We start from the raw sequence: 15,935 nt of genomic DNA, 5'->3' as shown, positions 1-15,935 counted from the left end.
AAACAGTAAACAGTAAAAAGACAGCAGGAAACTTCTATTTAATACTGCTCACTTAACACATACTGCTCACTTAAAACTCAAATCTGATAACTTACCCACTGATAACTTACCCACTGATAACTGATAACTGATAACTGATAACTGATTATGACTACTTGGCAATGTGACGGTATCCCTAAAGATGGTAAAACTTATCCGCAAGCGATTGCGGGAGGTCATGAACCCTGCGAAAATACTACTCCTGATTGTCCTATCTGTGGCCTACCTAGGGAAGCGATGGATCCCGTAACAACGACGGTTAAAACCACGGTGGTGGTGTCCCCGGGGGGTACAACTAGAGTCGGCCAAAAATCTAACTGGTTACTTCCCTTCGCTTTGATAATTACCGCTTTAACCGCAGGTTTAGGGGGTTGGAGTCTATTGCAAATGCTCATTCCCAAACCCGATACTTCCCCAGTTGTCGGGGAAAAAACCCCAGATAGGCAATCTAAGGCAACTTTTGTGAGTAATACGGCTAAAAATCCCGATTTATTTAGCCAAGGTGAGAAAATACTGCTTAATTCCACTCCTAACAAAGAAAAAGGCGCAGCGGCCTTTAAAAAGGAAGATTGGGCAAATGCGATCGCAGTTTACCAACTGGCGGCCACTCCCCAAGCAAACGATCCGGAGGGCAAAATCTATTACAATAACGCCAAAGCTAGACAAAAAGGTAATCAAAATACTATAGCCGTTGTTGTCCCCATCGCTAACGACCCCAACAGCGCCAAGGAAATTCTCCGAGGTGTGGCAAGGTATCAAGAGGAGTTTAATAATTCTAATCCGGGTAATCCTTTGGAAATAGTCATCGCTAATGATGGTGGTGGGTTACAATCAAAAGCGATAGCCGATGATCTGATTCAATCCGGTCAAGTTTTGGCAGTTATGGGCCACGGAATCGATCCTTTTAGTCAAAAAGCGATTGAAAGTTACGAAAAAGAAGGATTAGCGATTCTCTCTCCCCTGACTACCAGTGTTAGTCAAACGGGAAAATCAACCCTGAAAACCATTCCCCTTAAGGATAAGTCTCAGGAAGTTTTAGGCAGTTATCTGGAAGCAGTGGCCAAAACTTTGGCTAATTATGCTAGTCAGCAAGAGAATTCTCCCTCAGTGGTTCTGTTTTATAATTCCGATAGTCCCTATAGTCAAAAATTAAAGGATTCCTTTGCTAAAGCGATAAAGAAACCGGGAGGCAAGATAGTTAAGGAAATAGACACAACCAAAGCGAATTTTAACGCTAAAACCGCCATAGATCAGGCAAGACAAGCCGGCGCTAGGGTGGTATTTTTGGCCCTGAGTAAAGACGGCGATCGCATAGATCAAGCCGTGGCTATTGCCCAAGAATCGTCTGGAATGCTCTTATTAGGCGGAAATGAACTTTATACACCCGATATCCTTATTCAAGGAGCAGATAGCATCGACGGATTAGTTCTAGCAGTACCTTGGAGTTTCCAAGCAACGGATCCTTTTGCCAAAGATGCGCTGAAAAGTTGGCGCGGTCGCGTCAGTTGGCGTACTGCTACCGCCTACGATAGTATGAAAGTATTAGGGGAAGCGATCGCTAAAAGTTCTGACCGTGCTACTGTAGTCGAAACTTTAAATCGAGGAATCACCTTGCAGGGAAGCACCACGGATTTTAAGATTTTTAATCAAGTTCCCCTGGTGCGTGCTAATCGCGGCAATGAGGGGCCAAAGGGTTCTCAATATCAATTCGATCCTATCTAAAATAGATAATGTGATGTCGAGGAGTAGAATCAAGTCTAATTTTATGAAGAATATCTTACCCATCCTAGCTTTGTTAATGTCGGTGTCGGGAATTGCCGTGTCTTTGGGACGGGAGGAAGTCCGATGTCATCTCGGTTTAGAATCGGCAGCTTGTCCCCAGGAAGAACAAAACATCAGCGAAGACACCCCCCCAGATACCCCCGCAACTACCCCAGAATCTCCCCAGATAGAAGAAACTCCCGCGGAAACTACCCGTAATAGCGAACCTTCCCCCGAAGTTTCCCCGTCTCCTGAAAGCGAAACCCCGGTGGAATTCACCCCCATCCCGGAAAAGAACCCCAGTCCAGAAGTCCCCCCCGAAAATCCCCCCACCCCGGAAACCAAAGCGGTGGAAAAAACTCCAGATGCAGAAAAAAGTCCCGATGTCAATCCATCTAAAGATGGAGAAACTGAAAGTATTCCGTTAGAAGTTATTCCCCCCGCACAGTAAAATCGGACAAAATCAATTTCTAGTGGGGTAGGGTTGATTCATGAATCAACCCTACAGACTCCGGACAGTAAAATCGGACAAAATCAATTTCTGGCTGAGGATAGGAACTCATGCAAGAGGTAGTTGTACTAAATCTGGTTATTAAAGACTGATTATTTATTCCCCTTTTTGCATGAGTGCATGAGTAGAAAACGGGTTTCTCGGAGAAACCCGTTTTCTGTGCGTTACTCAATTGTATCTAGCTTCTTTCAGCAAACCCTAACTAACAGAACTACCAACCAAATATGTTGGATTAACGCTTCTTGCGAAGTCCCATTAATCCGAGTCCCCCGAAAGCGAGAAGTCCAAAGATAGAACTGGGTTCGGGAATCTCAGGGTAGTCTTCTACTTCTCCGTGAGAGACACAGTTTCCTGCCGCTGCATCGGTGGTGTTACAGTCTGCTTTAGAGTAATATTCACCGAAGGGTTTTACATCGGTATCTAACGGGTCATAAGTGAGACGGAAGCGACTGTAGTATTTCGTGGGATCAAAGCCAAGATTATAACGTTTTGTCAGCTTTCCAGCATCTAAGGTTAATAGATCATCAATGATTAATTCTGAGGTGTGGTCAAATCTGCGATTTCTGTTAATATCCCACCATGCACGGAGTTGATAGGGGTTAGGATCGGGTCGATTAATATTGAAAGTTACATCTACCCAACTATCCCCAAAGATTACACCATCTTCATCATCAGTATCTTCACAGAGGTCACACCCCACACTAAGGTCATCCCCATCTGCCAGGGGAGTTGGTTGACCATCAGTTTCAGTATCCCATAAATAACCAAGGAACTGAAGCTCACCCTCTTGATATTGCGGTCCGTCTGATGCTGACAACGTTTGATAACTGTCAGGTGCATCACCAAAATCTAGACAAGAACCTGAAGCATCTGCTTCAGCAAATAGGGATAGACCTTTTGGCTCGGTTTGAGGTAATTTGCAAGAATTTGTCCACCCCCAACTGATACCATCATAGATATCTACTGTTTTCTCGGCAGTCTGATTAACTAAGAATAGTTTAGCAGTCCAGTTATGTGATTTTCCTGTATCTGGTCTATATGGAGCATCGATGAAAGTGGTTGCGTTCGCTGCATATCCTTTGTCATAGTAAGGGGTTGTTGTAGATGGTGTATCAATTTTGTTATCTTTGTCGCCATGTTTTCCTGGTAATGGCATTTTGTGATTATTTTCTATTTGCTGAATCCAGTGAAAACTTAGTCCTGTAGGAGCGTCTTTCGGTTGTCCTGCTGCTTTTGGATCATAACTCAAGGTTAAGTCAAGAAAAGCACCAACTCCCCCTTTGAACGGCAACAATCCAAGAGGTACAAGAGGATCATTTTTACGCTCTTTTCCACACTCAGTATTCGGCGCACAAGCGTAATAATTTTGAACATCAAAAGTTCCCTTTAAAGTATCTACTGGTTGAAGATTAAAAGTCCAGCCTAGTCCTCCATCTGCTACTGCTTTTCCATAGATTGAATCCTGTAGAAATTTCAGAAATGCTTTTCTCTCGTCTTCTGCACTAATGCGTGGGATAAAGGCAGGATTAAGATCTACCGTCCAATTCACATTGCCACCTAGAGTATATGATTCTTGGCGAACCCATTTGTTAAATGCTCCAATTGGTACTGGGTTCACAGGAAACTCAACAGTAAATGCCGAGCTTGGTTGATTGGTAAGTGCCACTGAGAGGGTCGCAGAAAAGACACCTATAGGAAGGGATTTTTTCAACGTTTTATATGCTATGGTCATTGGTTTCGATTCTCTATCAATCAGAGAAATAACCACAAAGATACACATTCCCCCCCCCACAACTGTATTCTAAGCTACATTTTTAAAATATTTACACTCCTCTCCGTCATACAAAATCTGGTTATTAAAAACTGATTATTTATTCCCCCTTTTTGACTTTTTTCTCGCCGTTAGGCGGGTCAATTTTTTTGAGAAAATTGAAGTATATTAAGTTTTGTTAAGAACAATGAAACTGAAACGGTTATCGGTGATTCAAAAGTATTATAATTGTCTTTGTTATCCTCAATCAATAGTTTCTGCTTGTCAATAATTATGAATAGTTATCAAACCCATAATGCTTGTAGGGGCGAAGCATTCGGGCAATAACCTATCGCTGAAACCGTAAATTTACTATCCGAATGCTTCGCCCCTACCCTAAATTTTTTCTTGTTTTTCTCTTGTTCCAAGGCAGAGCCTTGGAACAGAATATTTAAGGCTCTGCCTTAAAGTAATATTCAGAGAGAACCCTTGATTCAGTGAACAGTTATTAGTTCAGGTAGAACCTGGGAACGAGATATAAAAATCAAAAGTATTATAATTGTATTTGTTGTCCTAAGTGGGTGGGTGGAATTAAATATAAAATGAACGTAGGTTGGGTTGAAGCATGAAACCCAACGCCCGCATGGGTTACGCTACCGCTAACCCATCCTACAAATAATTGTGCCTACCTACTTAAATCAATAGTTTTTGCGTGTCAATAATTATGAATAGTTATCAAACCTATTTAATCATCGATCATTCTCAGAAGATTATCCTCTCTAACTTACCCTTTAAAGCAGGAACAAAGTTAGCCATTAACATTCAAGTAGTTGAGGATGAAAAGACAGAAGCCGATTTTGAAGCCTTATTAGATAAAACTAAGGGAATCTGGACTAAAGGAGATGGCTTAGAATATCAGCAAAAAATTCGGGAGGAGTGGATATGAAACGATTAATAGACTCCTGTATTTTAATCGACCATTTTAATGGTATTACCCAAGCTACAGTTTATCTAAAAGCTCACCGAGATGAAAGTTATATTTCTGTCATTACTAAAGCCGAAGTTCTCATTGGTTTTGATGATGATAATTCCTTTGACAAAGCAGGAGAGTTGTTAAGCCATTTTCCCCTGATAGATTTAGATGTCAACATCACTGATTTAGTCATTCAAATCCGTCGTGAACAAATCAAAAAAAAGGCAACCAAACAGCCTAACAAAAAGGTTATTCAATGGAAATTGCCCGATGCCATTCAAGCAGCGATCGCCCTTTACTATAATCTCAAATTAGTCACTCGTAATACCCAAGATTTTGATCTCAATCAACATCCATTTATTGAGATTCCCTATACCATCTAACAATAAAACTGAAACAGTTATCGGTGATTCAAAAGTATTATAATTGTCTTTGTTATCCTAAATCAATAGTTTTTGCGTGTCAGAACGTAGGTTGGGTTGAAGCATGAAACCCAACGCCCGCATGGGTTACGCTACCGCTAACCCATCCTACAAATAATTGTGCCTCCCTACTTATCCTAAATCAATAGTTTTTGCGTGTCAGTGATTACGAATAGTTAGGGTTTGCTGAAAAAGTACGGGCGACGCTCCCTAAAACCCTTACCTTGCCTACATTTCACATTTATTCAGCAAGCGCTATTTACTTTTAGTCAAAATTAATTAACTTCTAACCCCGGAATGCTTAACTGTTCAGTTTTTGGCTGTGTTTCCCCCAGATAATCCCCCTGCAACATATTAATTAAACAGCCACCAAGATGATAGGCCATATTCACGGGAACCGCATTACCAATCTGTCGATATTGAGAGGTTAAATTACCAGTAAATTGCCAATCATCGGGAAAGGACTGCACTCGTGCATATTCTCTCACAGTCAAAGGACGAGTTTCTTGGGGATGGCATCTTTCTGTTTGGGTTTGTGCCGGACTACAGGTAATAGTTAAAGCCGGTTCATCCCAAGATAATCTTTTAGCATATCCTGTCCGTCCGCCGTGATTTTTGAGACTATTTTTCATATATTCTTTTTGAATATCCATCGGCAAATTCCGCCAATTTCCTCCTGGGGGAACTAAGGACATAATCTCTTTTTTTCTTTCTTTATATTCTACTCCTGGAGAACTTGGACAATTCTCTAGAGCTTTTTTCAGAGAAATAGTATAGTTTCTATATTGGGGAAAAATAGGTTTAATATTTAAGTCTTGACGGGTGGCAATAATAATTAATCTTTCTCTTTTTTGGGGAACATCGAGAAATTGGGCTGATAAAACTTGATAAGCAGCATAATAACCGATTTCCTGTAAAGCTTGCAGCATTAATTGCAGGGTTTCTCCTTTTTTATTGCTTAATAATCCTCGAACATTTTCGGCTATAGCGATTTTAGGTTGCACTTCCTGTAAACAACGAGCAAATTCAAAAAATAAGCTCCCTCTCAAATCTTCTAATCCTTTCCCTAACCCAGCATAACTAAAAGGTTGGCAGGGAAAACCTCCAGCTACAATATCTATTTTGTCTCTAAAATCAGAAAATTCAATCTTTTTTATGTCTTGATTTATAACATTCCATTGCGTTCGATTGAGTCTTAAAGTATTAACACAATCTTGATTAATTTCCACCAGTAATTGCGTTTTTAGTCCCGCATTTTCTAAACCTAAAGCCATACCACCACAACCAGCAAATAATTCAATAACTGTGTAATTAGTTGGCTCAACAGTTTGTAAGATTTTCAATTCTCCAGGGAATTGGTTATTTTTAAGATTGGTTAATTGCTCGAGATTAAATAACCAATCAACTTGATTGATTTTCTGACCTTTGATTAATTTTTTCTTTTGCCATGTTCGTATTTCTGCGGTAGTTACACCGAGAATATTAGCGGCTTTTTGTATATTTACCTGAGTCATAACCAATAATTAGCAACTTATCTACGTCTTTATTATACACCAAATTAGCTAAACTTGATGTCGAGAAAATTTCTAGAAATATCCTTGATATAAAACATTTTCTAGTGATGGATTTGTATTATCAATATGAGTTTGTATTTTATCGATCATCCTTTGAAACACATCGGGATAATATTGAGAAGCATCCAAAAAATCTACATATTCCTGTCTGTGCAGCTGTCTTGCTTTTGAGGAGCGATACTCTTGTCGAAGATTAGCGGTCATACGCTTAGTTTTTCGTATAATTAACACATCATCAATTTGAGTAGAAATTATTGAAACTGGTGTCATATCAAGAAATTCGCAAATCAAAAAATATAAAGAGTTAGGAACGGCAATTTTTAAATCTCTACTTGTGGCTACAGCTTCCTGAAACATAGTTTTATCTAAATTAGTTTTGCACTCTGCACAAACATAGCCAAGATGAGACTCAATCAATTCATAATTTTGAAATTCTGGGTCAAAAGATGACTTGATATATAACTTTTTACCCAGCATAAAATCCTGATTTTTGCTTCTAATATTTGCTTGACCACCTTTACCAATATTGCCGAGAGAGGATAGGAAACTTAGTCCAGAGAAGGTATTTCGTGGACCCAATTCAAAAGAGTTATCTATTCCTTGTAAACTACGGAAAATCAGCTGCGGTAAAAATTCTTCTAATATAGTATTATCTAATTTTAACTGTCCCTTCTGTCTATACAAAAAGTTATCTGAACTATCAAAAATCAAGTCAAGTTCAATAAAACGCTTATATCGGTTAGTAGCTGACACTAGCTTTTCTACTGCATCTGCTTGACTAGAATTAATCGATTCTAACTCGATAATCCACTGGCGATATTTTATAATAGCTTCTTCTAAACGTTCCCGATCAGCTTCTGGCAACCGAGGATTGTTAAGACAGGCAGTTAGTTTTGTGTAGTGAGGACGGGAAAATTCGTTCATGTATTTTTGTTGATGTTCAAAGGTCAATATATAATCTCTTATCTAAAATTGGTGTTTTTTGAATATTATTGACTTTGGCAATTGCTGATTCTAAACATAGCTGGTTTTCTGAAGATACAAACAGCCTACTGCTTTCCAATACCTCTAATGCTACCTCTCTAGAAATTTGTTCTATTACCTCTTGGCTAACTTGATTATTTAAGTTAATAAAATTAATTATATCCTCTATAATAACTTTACCAAATTTATTCTTAAATTTTCTTTTTTGTCTTAATACTTTCTGGAATAGCTTGGTTTTGACACCTATTTTTTCAATAATATCAGCATTATAAAAAGGTACGCCAAGAACGTTAGATTCTTGTCCTACAATTAAAACAATTCTTGCTTGCTGCTTGCTGACTCTTGCCAGTTCCTTTAAAATGTCACCCATATCTAAACAGTATTGTACTACAGTGTAGAAACGATTACTCCTATTTGCTCTATTAGAACCAATTTCTGACTTGGCTATCTTGAGTAAATCCCATCCTAAGATTTCAGCAGATTGACGATAATTTTGATGGTAATTAAAAACATTTATATAGGGTGGAGAAGTCACAACAAAATCTATCTGATTATTTTTTAGTGGGAGAGAACGAGCATCAGATAATCCAACCCTGATCCGCTTTTGAGAGTAAGGTAGCTTAGTAATTATATTGCTAAGATGTAAAAATTTTTTCTGAATAAATTCCTGAGTAATTTTATTGTTACACACATCAAGAATGATTACCAAAGCATCAAATAAAACCTTTGACCGATCTGGTAGCATATTCCTAGTATTTTGCAATTTATCTACTAAATTTTCTACTTGGTCACTGACTTCAAAAATTCTCAAAGGAAATTCTTGATCGAGGATATTTCTCAGGTTTTTAAGAACTTCTTTTTTTTGAGAATCATTGATAAATTCATAGGTACGACTCATGATATAAGCAGCGGGATTAATCTCAAATCCATAAGCTTCTAGGGATAAATAACTTGCCTCTAGCAAAACAGTTCCGCTACCCACAAAAGGATCGAGAATGACCGAATTAGATGGGCAATAGAAACTTAAAATAGTCTCTATCAGTTGGGGTGAAAACTGACCTCGCCAAGTAAATAAATTGGCTCTAGTTTTCTCAATAATGTCAAGTTTTTCTTGGGGTATAGGTTGATCAAAATCTGGCAACTTTCAATCTCCCTCTATTGCTAAAATCAAAATTCAAGTTCTACTTTATCTAGAGAACAAACACTATAAAATGTTGGGGCTGAACAAAGTTCAACCCCTCAATATTTTCCTACTTACGTCCCGGAACTGTATATTTAAAATTCATCGGGCCGGTATAACCAGAAATCTCCGCTAATTTCTCTAATCTTTGGGTTCCCGAATATTCTTGACCCTTAATAATCCAAGTGGGGAAACCTTTAATTCCGGCATCGCGACAAGCTTGGGGATTACCATTAACCCCTTGGGGATCGCATTCGATATAAACCCCTTCTTTTTTGAGGATTTCTCCCGCTTCCTTACCAAATAACTGTTTTTGATCGTAACAGTGGGGACACCAAAAAGCCCCGTATTCTTTCGCACCAATTGCTTTTAAATGTTTAGCCAAGGCGATTTCTGCTTTTCCCGAAACCGTGGTTACTTCCCAACCGTAGGGAGGTTTAGCCGCTGTCATTGGCCGGGTAATTTCTTCTTTTCCTCCTGCCACCGTCGGGGAATTTACTCCCGCATAAACCGCTAAAGTTCCCACAAAAGTAATCATCGCCACCACAACCATCGGCAGTATAATTTGTCCTAAACCTTCCCATTCGCGACCAACAATTGTGAGAATTAATAAGGTTAAAGCGAACAAAGCCGAAGTGATGCAGTAGGGACACAATTCCTTTAATTCCGTGGCTAGAATATACATTAAATAACCACTAAATACCGCCATCGCCGTCGCCCCCGCTAACAGCAATAACCAAGTATTATTTTCTAAACTTTTGCGGAGATTTTTCTGAGTTTCCCCATTAATAAATAGAGGGCTGAGGGCAAAAACCGCCATGGCAATATAGGCCAAAAAACCGAACAAACTCAAGGGCAGCCCGAAAACCGTAGCGTAGGGACTATTAAGAACACCACTACAACCAGCCCCATCACTAGCCCCAGCGGTACAGGCTGCAGCCCCTCCCGTCAGTTTGGTAATGGTTAAATAGCCGGTCAGAATCGCCCCCACGATCGAAACGCCCCCAATTAGGGGCCGGGAGTAGCGATGAATCCAAGGTACAGAACGACGACGCATAATATTATTTAGATTAAATTACAGCAGAATTCAGGAGTCAGGAGGTAAATCGAAATGTACTTTGTCGAAAGGAAAAATTCCCTAACCATATTGTGTTAATTAGGACGTTTTCAATTCCTAAAAACTTAGGATAGCTAAGCTAAACGGCTTTTACTTCGGATCACCGATATAGACTCCAAAAGGGTTATAGCTGTTGGATCATGCAGGTTAAGCGCCGTTTAGCTTATCCCCTGAAACTATCCGCCATTCTAGCAAGGGGTTATGTGGACAGAGGCAAAGAAGGGAGAGAATTATTAATTTTTGCCTTTTGATCGTTGATCTGCCGGGCCGTTTCCACAAATTGCGACACCCGAATCGGATCCACCGGTTCAGTAATTTTGCCATGACGCTTGAGGGAACTAGCCACGATCACCCCATCAGCAGCCGGCAGTAACCGCCCGATATTGTCCAAATCAGCCCCGCTGCCGATAAAAACCGGCGTTCCCTTGGCCGCCGCCACTGCCAGTTCCAAATCCTCAAAACTGGGGGGGCTACCGGTAGCCCAACCGGAGAGGATCACCCCGTCTGCTAGTCCCCGTTCGATCGTATCTTGCACTGCCGTAGTCAGATTAGGGGTTCCCAAGGGGCGGGCGTGTTTAACCAAAACATCCGCTAAAATTTTGACCTCAGACCCCAATTCGCGGCGATAACGCAGGAGTTCGTGGGCCTGACCCTCAATAATGCCCTGATCGGTGGCCATAACCCCCGTTAGCACATTAACCCGAATAAATTGGGCATTAACACAGGTAGCGATCGCTAAGGCACTATGGGCATCATTGCGGAGAACATTAAGACCAATCGGTAGGACCACCAGATTTTTAATGCGATCGACAATTAAAGTCATGGCACTAACCACGGCGGGATCCACCTGTTGCTTAGTAAAGGGGGCATCAAAAAAATTCTCGATAATCAAACCATCAACACCACCGGCAGCCAAAGCCGTCGCCTCCTGTTCAGCCCGCTCGATCACCGTCTTGAGACTGCCACCCCAACGGGGGGAAGTGGGCAGGGGGGCGAGATGAACCACGCCAATAATCGGGTTTTTTGTCTTGAAAGTTGCAATTAAGTTCACAGCGTATACTACTCTTAGCGTCCCCAACCATGCGCCGCTCACCCATTTTAACAGGGTGAAGGCCTACCCACGGTTCCACGGGGGGGAAATTATTTTAACTTAGTGCCAGCATTCGTCCCGATGCGCTTAGTGCGATGGGACGGGGCTTTTCAAGGGGCGAAGTAATTCGCCCCACAGTTCCCCTCATCAATGCTGACTTTGTATATAGACAATTCCAAAAAACTATGTTATCATAAACGGGTCTTGACCACTATTCCTTAAGCGATAACCGAGCTTCGGGGGGTAGTGTTGCAAGAAAAAGTGTAGGTCTTAGGAACTAGGACTCCTGCAAGGTGAGGGAAGGTAAGACTTGCTATCTTTCGAGGTAGAAAGCGCATCCCATTGAAGCAGGAAGCTCTCAAATCCGTTGAGAGTAGTTCACAATGTCTTAACATTAAAAGAGAAGTTTAAGATTTGGTTGATACTCGATCGCATGGGCAATAAGCCAACCATCGCCATCTCACACCTAGGCTGTGAGAAAAACCGGATCGACTCCGAGCATATGTTAGGACTGCTGGCCAAGGCCGGCTATCCCGTAGATAATGACGAGGAGTTGGCCGATTACGTTATCGTTAATACCTGTAGTTTCATTCAAGCAGCTAGAGAAGAATCCGTTCGCACCCTCGTGGAACTGGCGGAAGCTAATAAAAAAATTATTATCTCCGGCTGTATGGCCCAACATTTCCAAGATGAACTCCTGACGGAATTGCCGGAAGCCGTGGCCATTGTCGGCACAGGGGATTATCAGAAAATTGTCGAGATCGTCGAACGGGTAGAGACGGGAGAACGAGTCAAAGAAGTCAGCACCGATCCCACTTTTATCGCCGATGAAAATCTGCCCCGTTATCGCACCACCAGCGAGGGAGTCGCCTATCTGCGGGTGGCCGAAGGCTGCGATTATCGCTGTGCTTTCTGTATTATTCCCCAGCTGCGCGGCGATCAGCGATCGAGATCGATCGAGTCCATTGTGGCCGAAGCGCGACAATTGGCCAGCCAAGGGGTGCAAGAATTAATTCTCATTTCGCAAATAACAACCAATTATGGGTTAGACTTATATGGCGAACCCAAATTAGCGGAACTCTTGCGAGCGCTGGCAGAAGTCGATATACCTTGGATTCGCGTTCACTACGCTTACCCGACCGGGTTAACGCCAAAGGTTATCGAAGCGATCCGAGAGAGCCCGAATGTTTTACCCTATCTAGACTTGCCGCTACAACATTCCCATCCCGACATCCTGCGGGCGATGAACCGTCCCTGGCAAGGACGAGTCAACGATGGCATTATCGAGCGGATCAAGCAAGCTATCCCGAACGCGGTTTTACGAACGACTTTTATCGTCGGTTTCCCCGGAGAAACCGAGGAACATTTCAGCCATCTGCTGGAATTTGTCAAGCGTCATGAGTTCGATCACGTCGGGGTGTTTACCTTCTCCGCCGAAGAAGGTACAGCCGCTTTTGACCTGCCCGATCCAGTGCCACAGGCAATTATGGACGAACGCCGCGAAAGGTTGATGTTAACTCAGCAACCGATCTCGGAACGCAAAAATCAAGCTTATATCGGTCAAACTGTCGATGTTCTCATCGAACAGGAAAACCCAGAAACAGGAGAATTAATCGGGCGCTCCGCTCGTTTTTCCCCGGAAGTGGATGGCTTGGTTTATGTGACAGGGGAGGCGATTCTAGGTGCGATCGTACAGGTCCGAATCACTGCGGCCGATACCTACGATCTCTACGGCGAAATAGTCTAATTTTTCCATTTTTCTTATTTAATTCCCACAAAACAATCCCTATGACCACTGGTTTCAACAATTTAGGTTTATCCGATAGCCGTCTTCAACACCTAGAAACGCTTGGATTCACCACCCCCACGGAAATTCAAACCAAAGCCATCCCTCTCCTTCTAGAAGGGCATGACATGGTAGGAATGTCACAAACGGGAACCGGCAAAACCGCCGCCTATTCCCTGCCTTTACTGGAACGCATGGACACCAAAAATCCTAACGTTCAAGCTTTAATCCTCACCCCCACCCGGGAATTAGCCCAACAGGTGGCCAGCGCCATCAAAGATTTCTCTGATGATCGTCGTCTCTTTATCCTGACAGTCTGTGGTGGTCAATCCATGGAACGTCAGATCCGCAGTCTGGAAAAAGGTGTCCAGATTGTGGTCGGGACTCCCGGCCGGGTAATCGATCTGCTCGATCGCAAAAAACTCCATCTAGAATCCCTAAACTGGGTAGTCCTCGATGAAGCGGACGAAATGCTCAGTATGGGTTTTATCGATGATGTTAAGAAAATTCTGCAAGCATCCCCCTCCACCCGTCAAACCGCCTGTTTCTCGGCAACTATGCCCCGGGAAATCCGCGATTTAATCGCTAATTTCTTGAAATCTCCCGTTTCTGTGACGGTTTCTCAACCCCAGGCCGCTCCTGCTAAGATCGAGCAGAAAATTTATCTGATCCCTCGCGGTTGGACGAAATTAAAAGTCCTGCAACCCCTGTTAGAGATCGAACCCCTAGAATCGGCGATTATTTTCGTCCGCACCAAGCAAACCGCGGCCGAATTAACCAGCAAACTGCAAGAAGCGGGGCAAACGGTGGATGAATACCACGGTAACTTAAGCCAAGTGCAACGGGAACGACTGGTGCAACGTTTCCGCGAGGGCAAAATTAAATTAGTGGTAGCCACGGATATCGCAGCCCGCGGTCTAGATGTGGAAAATCTCAGCCACGTTATTAACTATGATCTGCCGGATAATGCCGAAACCTATATTCACCGCATTGGCCGCACGGGCCGCGCCGGTAAAACGGGAACTGCTATATCTTTAGTAGAACCGATCGATCGGCGTTTGTTGCGTCAGATTGAACAGCGTCTGCGTCAACGTCTGGAATCTAGTCCCATTCCTAGCCGCACCGAAGTAGAAGCAAAACGCCTAGCCAAGCTGCAAAATCAGCTAAAAGAGGCTTTATCAGGGGAACGTATGGCTTCTTTCTTGCCTTTAGTGCGGGATTTAAGTGAAGAATACGATCCCCAAGCGATCGCGGCGGCTGCCCTGCAAATGATCTACGATCAAAATTGTCCCCAGTGGATGAAAACTGATTGGGAAGTTCCCGCACCGACGAGCAGTAAACCGGTGATTAATAAAACTCCCCGCAGTGGTGGTAGTAAGTACCCCTCTAAGTCGAATAACCGTCCTTCCCTGGACAAAAAAATTGTCTTTCAGGAACGTTAATTTTTAGTTCTTGAATAGATAACTTTAAGAGTTGATAGACCGTTTTGGTTCTATCAACTTTTTTTTGTCAGGTAATTTCCCAGTACGTCGTCGAAAGCATTCTACATAATTTTATAGCTAAACTTTTGATAATTGATTCTAATCAAGTATTTGGGCTTTGTTTGATACTTTTGCTGATAATTACTATATAATTGTCTTAAATGAATAAATTTGAACATTTAATATGTCGAGTTCGTCAGAACCTTATCGTGGGAGGGTACAAGCTCAAGGAGACGATATCCAGCAAGAGGGTGGATACAGTTGTTCTTGGGCAAGAAAAAATCCTGTTACTGCTGAAGAAGGATTATTATTTCTTGCTAATATTAAAGGGCAATGCAATGAATTTCAACGAGAGGAACGGAAACAAGCTTTTAGAAAAGCTGAACGCTTTGTTACAAATGCTAGTGAGCAAGGTGGTGTCACTCCAGAGGCACAACCGCACTCATTTCAGGATTCTAAACGTAAAACTAAAAACGCCCGTGTAGATATTGAAATTCGCAGTGGTCTTACCTTTATCCCTTCGCCCCAAACAGAATGACAACGATGCTTAGAAGAGTGCAACAATTTTTAGACTCTGGCGATAGTGATAACGCTAGAGAAGAAATTGATAGAGCTTTCGGCAATCTGAGAAGGGTGGATAGTCATGTTAGAGAGTTTGCCGCTCTGTTGGCACTGGGATCGATCAAAGCTTCAGAAATCGGCTTAGGGGTATTGGGACGTAAGCTTCTACAGAATGACAGCGAGATTAACAATGAGGTTGTTTGGTTATTTATTGCGTCAATTTTATCTCGCAATAGTATTCCCCCTGATAGTCCATCTAGAATCAGCCTACTTGTTCTTACCGCTTCTGTCAATAGTTGGGAATTACCAATTTTTGCGCTTCTTGCCCCTGCCCTCGACGCTTTTTTTAAAGTTAGTCTTGCGGACGGAACCCCTTTAATTGCCGAACAAACTTTTGATTTTTTGGCCACTTGGGGAAGAATTTATGCGAAAGCACCTCATGTCAAAACGCAGCTGCAAGAACTTCAATCTCTTAGTAATAATCTATTAGAGCAAGTAGATGACTCAGAGTTAAAAGCTGAATGGTCAGAGGGAATTAATATATTTTTTGAAGAAGCCAGTACAACCAAATATTCAGATAGTAATGCAGAAATGTTGAATCTCGTAACAAAACTTTACATTTAAGAACATGACAACCCCAGAACGCCATTTTTCAGATTGAATAGACAATTTTCCTAAACCAGTGTACATAGCTGATATGTTGACA

At 42.1% G+C, this 15,935-nt stretch carries 14 protein-coding genes; 8 read left to right on the top strand and 6 right to left on the bottom strand.

Going from position 1 to position 15,935, the window contains the following annotated elements:
• The first annotated feature begins 147 nt into the window (after positions 1 to 147).
• Positions 148 to 1,761 (top strand): ABC transporter substrate-binding protein, encoded by a 1,614-nt coding sequence (locus H6G48_RS13240; protein ID WP_190722147.1) that lies wholly within the window; start codon positions 148 to 150, stop codon positions 1,759 to 1,761.
• A gap of 43 nt (positions 1,762 to 1,804) precedes the next feature.
• Positions 1,805 to 2,251 (top strand): hypothetical protein, encoded by a 447-nt coding sequence (locus H6G48_RS13235; RefSeq protein ID WP_190722146.1) that lies wholly within the window; start codon positions 1,805 to 1,807, stop codon positions 2,249 to 2,251.
• Positions 2,252 to 2,543: 292 nt separating this feature from the next.
• Here H6G48_RS13235 and H6G48_RS13230 read toward each other — a convergent pair whose 3' ends face one another.
• Positions 2,544 to 4,043 (bottom strand): PEP-CTERM sorting domain-containing protein, encoded by a 1,500-nt coding sequence (locus H6G48_RS13230; protein WP_190722145.1) that lies wholly within the window; start codon positions 4,041 to 4,043, stop codon positions 2,544 to 2,546.
• A 742-nt stretch (positions 4,044 to 4,785) separates the two neighbouring features.
• Between H6G48_RS13230 and H6G48_RS13225 the strand changes: the two genes are divergently transcribed.
• Together H6G48_RS13225 and H6G48_RS13220 are read left to right on the top strand one after the other, a co-directional pair.
• Positions 4,786 to 5,007 carry a hypothetical protein gene (locus tag H6G48_RS13225; protein ID WP_008198534.1) on the top strand — a complete coding sequence of 74 codons (222 nt, stop codon included), beginning with the start codon at positions 4,786 to 4,788 and terminating at the stop codon, positions 5,005 to 5,007.
• A complete protein-coding gene (locus H6G48_RS13220) occupies positions 5,004 to 5,417 on the top strand; it encodes a PIN domain-containing protein (RefSeq protein ID WP_190722144.1) in 414 nt (137 codons plus the stop codon). Before H6G48_RS13225 ends, H6G48_RS13220 begins: the two co-directional genes overlap by 4 nt.
• Positions 5,418 to 5,731: 314 nt before the next feature.
• Here the strand turns inward: H6G48_RS13220 and H6G48_RS13215 are convergent, their stop codons facing one another.
• The 5 genes from H6G48_RS13215 to btpA form a co-directional block, all read right to left on the bottom strand.
• Positions 5,732 to 6,970 carry a DNA cytosine methyltransferase gene (locus tag H6G48_RS13215; protein ID WP_190722143.1) on the bottom strand — a complete coding sequence of 413 codons (1,239 nt, stop codon included), beginning with the start codon at positions 6,968 to 6,970 and terminating at the stop codon, positions 5,732 to 5,734.
• 72 nt (positions 6,971 to 7,042) lie between these two features.
• Positions 7,043 to 7,954 carry a Bpu10I family restriction endonuclease gene (locus H6G48_RS13210; RefSeq protein WP_190722142.1) on the bottom strand — a complete coding sequence of 304 codons (912 nt, stop codon included), beginning with the start codon at positions 7,952 to 7,954 and terminating at the stop codon, positions 7,043 to 7,045.
• 16 nt (positions 7,955 to 7,970) lie between these two features.
• Positions 7,971 to 9,155: a DNA methyltransferase gene (locus H6G48_RS13205; RefSeq protein ID WP_190722141.1), complete on the bottom strand. Its 1,185-nt coding sequence runs from the start codon at positions 9,153 to 9,155 to the stop codon at positions 7,971 to 7,973.
• A gap of 109 nt (positions 9,156 to 9,264) precedes the next feature.
• Entirely contained in the window at positions 9,265 to 10,251 is a 987-nt protein-coding gene (locus H6G48_RS13200; RefSeq protein ID WP_190722140.1) for a vitamin K epoxide reductase family protein, read from the bottom strand.
• Between the two features lie 259 nt (positions 10,252 to 10,510).
• Positions 10,511 to 11,362 (bottom strand): photosystem I biogenesis protein BtpA, encoded by an 852-nt coding sequence (gene btpA, locus H6G48_RS13195; RefSeq protein ID WP_004158629.1) that lies wholly within the window; start codon positions 11,360 to 11,362, stop codon positions 10,511 to 10,513.
• Between the two features lie 472 nt (positions 11,363 to 11,834).
• On the opposite strand from btpA, the gene rimO reads away from it, so the two are divergent.
• The 4 genes from rimO to H6G48_RS13175 all read left to right on the top strand — a co-directional run bounded on the left by rimO (position 11,835) and on the right by H6G48_RS13175 (position 15,853).
• Positions 11,835 to 13,148 carry a 30S ribosomal protein S12 methylthiotransferase RimO gene (rimO, locus tag H6G48_RS13190; protein ID WP_149988301.1) on the top strand — a complete coding sequence of 438 codons (1,314 nt, stop codon included), beginning with the start codon at positions 11,835 to 11,837 and terminating at the stop codon, positions 13,146 to 13,148.
• A 41-nt stretch (positions 13,149 to 13,189) separates the two neighbouring features.
• Positions 13,190 to 14,629 carry a DEAD/DEAH box helicase gene (locus H6G48_RS13185; RefSeq protein ID WP_002763242.1) on the top strand — a complete coding sequence of 480 codons (1,440 nt, stop codon included), beginning with the start codon at positions 13,190 to 13,192 and terminating at the stop codon, positions 14,627 to 14,629.
• Between the two features lie 223 nt (positions 14,630 to 14,852).
• Positions 14,853 to 15,206, top strand: a complete 354-nt coding sequence (locus H6G48_RS13180) for a hypothetical protein (protein ID WP_147069089.1) — start codon at positions 14,853 to 14,855, stop codon at positions 15,204 to 15,206.
• Between the two features lie 5 nt (positions 15,207 to 15,211).
• Positions 15,212 to 15,853, top strand: a complete 642-nt coding sequence (locus H6G48_RS13175; RefSeq protein WP_242034636.1) for a hypothetical protein — start codon at positions 15,212 to 15,214, stop codon at positions 15,851 to 15,853.
• The last annotated feature ends 82 nt before the right edge of the window (positions 15,854 to 15,935 follow it).

This window comes from Microcystis flos-aquae FACHB-1344 (assembly GCF_014698375.1).
GTDB lineage: Bacteria > Cyanobacteriota > Cyanobacteriia > Cyanobacteriales > Microcystaceae > Microcystis > Microcystis aeruginosa.
The sequence above is the reverse complement of the archived record's forward strand: the minus strand, read 5'-3'. Positions and strand labels throughout refer to the sequence as shown.

Coding starts and splice junctions, on each gene's coding strand:
- H6G48_RS13240 (WP_190722147.1), top strand. CDS start 148: ATGACTACTTGGCAATGTGACGGTATCCCTAAAGATGGTAAAACTTAT.
- H6G48_RS13230 (WP_190722145.1), bottom strand. CDS start 4,043: ATGACCATAGCATATAAAACGTTGAAAAAATCCCTTCCTATAGGTGTC.
- H6G48_RS13215 (WP_190722143.1), bottom strand. CDS start 6,970: ATGACTCAGGTAAATATACAAAAAGCCGCTAATATTCTCGGTGTAACT.
- H6G48_RS13220 (WP_190722144.1), top strand. CDS start 5,004: ATGAAACGATTAATAGACTCCTGTATTTTAATCGACCATTTTAATGGT.
- rimO (WP_149988301.1), top strand. CDS start 11,835: ATGGGCAATAAGCCAACCATCGCCATCTCACACCTAGGCTGTGAGAAA.
- H6G48_RS13180 (WP_147069089.1), top strand. CDS start 14,853: ATGTCGAGTTCGTCAGAACCTTATCGTGGGAGGGTACAAGCTCAAGGA.
- H6G48_RS13185 (WP_002763242.1), top strand. CDS start 13,190: ATGACCACTGGTTTCAACAATTTAGGTTTATCCGATAGCCGTCTTCAA.
- H6G48_RS13225 (WP_008198534.1), top strand. CDS start 4,786: ATGAATAGTTATCAAACCTATTTAATCATCGATCATTCTCAGAAGATT.
- H6G48_RS13175 (WP_242034636.1), top strand. CDS start 15,212: ATGCTTAGAAGAGTGCAACAATTTTTAGACTCTGGCGATAGTGATAAC.
- H6G48_RS13200 (WP_190722140.1), bottom strand. CDS start 10,251: ATGCGTCGTCGTTCTGTACCTTGGATTCATCGCTACTCCCGGCCCCTA.
- H6G48_RS13235 (WP_190722146.1), top strand. CDS start 1,805: ATGAAGAATATCTTACCCATCCTAGCTTTGTTAATGTCGGTGTCGGGA.
- H6G48_RS13210 (WP_190722142.1), bottom strand. CDS start 7,954: ATGAACGAATTTTCCCGTCCTCACTACACAAAACTAACTGCCTGTCTT.